This is a genomic window from Collinsella sp. TM05-38 (assembly GCF_003466445.1).
GTDB lineage: Bacteria > Actinomycetota > Coriobacteriia > Coriobacteriales > Coriobacteriaceae > Collinsella.
On sequence record NZ_QSPM01000023.1, the window covers coordinates 1 to 1,997 of the forward strand.

Annotated in this window: 2 protein-coding genes and 1 pseudogene; 1 reads left to right on the forward strand and 2 read right to left on the reverse strand. The window is 47.2% G+C overall.

Annotated elements, in window-relative coordinates; all coding sequences use genetic code 11:
* Positions 1-110: 110 nt before the first annotated feature.
* Together rlmN and DXD49_RS09510 are read right to left on the reverse strand one after the other, a co-directional pair.
* A pseudogene (rlmN, locus tag DXD49_RS09505) lies at positions 111-1,096 on the reverse strand (23S rRNA (adenine(2503)-C(2))-methyltransferase RlmN).
* A gap of 16 nt (positions 1,097-1,112) precedes the next feature.
* Positions 1,113-1,298 (reverse strand): cysteine-rich KTR domain-containing protein, encoded by a 186-nt coding sequence (locus DXD49_RS09510; RefSeq protein WP_003431289.1) that lies wholly within the window; start codon positions 1,296-1,298, stop codon positions 1,113-1,115.
* Positions 1,299-1,490: 192 nt separating this feature from the next.
* On the opposite strand from DXD49_RS09510, the gene DXD49_RS09515 reads away from it, so the two are divergent.
* Positions 1,491-1,997, forward strand: a 507-nt coding sequence (locus DXD49_RS09515; RefSeq protein ID WP_199569035.1) for a transposase family protein, incomplete at its 3' end; no start/stop codon positions are given.

Below are 1,997 nucleotides of genomic sequence, written 5' to 3' on the forward strand. Positions count from 1 at the left end.
CTAGGCTAGCCCCTTGTCACACAAACTACCGAAGCCTCTAAAAAAGCCGATAACACATAGGTTTTTTGACCTAATGCGTTATCGGCTCTGCGTCTATGCGTCTGGCACTTTTAATCATTTTTTTTGAATTTATTATATGTGTTAGCTAACTGTCCACAAGCCGCGTTAATCTCTCTGCCATGAGAAACTCTTATAGTAACTTCAAGTCCTGCTTGCTCTAATTGATGTTTGAATGCAACTATTTCCCGTTTCTGTGGTGCTTTAATTCTTGAATTGCTTGTTGGGTTGTATTGTAACACGTTAATCATAACTTTTTTGCCCCGAAACCATTTTGCAAGTTGTCTTACATCTGAGGGCCGGTCATTTATACCCGGTAAAAGCAAATACGCAAAGACAATTTTGCGATTATGCCTTTCAGAATAGGATAAGGCTTGCTTAACAACATCTTCAATAGCATATATGCGCATGTGAGGAATAATACGATTTCTTGCAGATTGTGTTGCTGCGTGTAAAGATATTGTCAACTGAATTTTAAGATGTTCCTCGCGCAATTTTTTTAATTGATCGACCGGACCAACTGTTGATATGGTAATGCCGTCGGTTGGAAAGTTGAGCCCATATCTATCTCGGAGAATATGGATTGCTTTTATCAAGTTGTCATAATTGAATAAAGGCTCTCCCATACCCATAAAAACGATACGGTTTACTTTTCGACGCAACAATATAATCTGTTGTACGATTTCTGACGATGTTAGATTACGAACAAAGCCATTTCGCCCGGACTCACAAAAAATACAACCAACAGGACAACCGACTTGTGTGCTCACGCAAACAGTTCCACCATCTCGCCGCTTGATAAAAACCGTTTCAATGTATTTGTTGTCTTTCAGTTCGTAAACATACTTTTCAGTATCACTGCTTTTGCAAATATTTTTTACCAACATTGATAGATTTTTTTGCGTGGTAATTGCTTATATAATTCTTCATATAAGGCTTTTGCTTCATTCTCGCCAATAACTTCCGACATTTCTTTGTAAGTAAATCCGTATGGATCATTCCGTACTTCCGCAGGCGTATATTTAGGTAAACGTTTCATTTTTATATCCTTTCTTCTAAATAATAAAAGTTTGTTTTTCTGTATTTTTGATTACAATCTCTAATTTTTCTACATCAATGATATGCGTCAATTTGCATTTAGGGCAGAAAAGAGGAAAATCTTTTAATACAGTATTATGAAATACTTGAACTCTCGTCTTTCCGTTACAAATCGGACATTTTATCCAATATTTTTTAAGCATTATATTTCACTCGTCCTTTTTACACAAAAAAATGGGCTCTTCGGTGGTTTCTGTGGGAGAGATTCCGGCATAGGCCCAGCTCAGCGGGCGAAAACAACGATCTGGAACTGAAACGGCCCCGGGAGGGGCCGTTTCCGCGTCATCCGCCTATGATTGCTAAGCCAAATTCAGACAACCGAAGAGGTGTGACGCATGAAGAGTCTACTACTTCTCGCCCTCGGTCTGGCCCGCACGGTCGTCCTGGGCGCGCGCATCGAGGCCGAGCGCATCGTCGTGAGCGTCCGGCCCTACAAGCGCGAGCAGCGCCGCTGCCCCGTATGCGGCAGGGCCTGCGACTTCTACGACATGGAGAACCGCGGGGCCCCCAGGCTGTGGAGGGCGATGGACCTGGCGCGCTCGGCCTGCTACCTGGAGTACGCGCCCTGCAGGGTGCGCTGCCCGGAGCACGGCGTGCGCACCGAGGCCGTCCCCTGGGCGCGGCACGGGGCGCGCTTCACGCGCGACTTCGAGGACTGGGTGGCGTGGCTGGCGGTCCGCTGCACCGCCTCGGCGGTCTCCGAGCTCGCCCGCGTCGAGTGGCACAGCGTGGGCGGCGTGTGCAGGCGCGTCTACGCCGAGCTGGAGGCCGCGCGCGGCGCCTCGAGGTTCGACGGCGTGCGCCGCATCGGCATCGACGAGACGTCGTACAAGAGGGGCCAC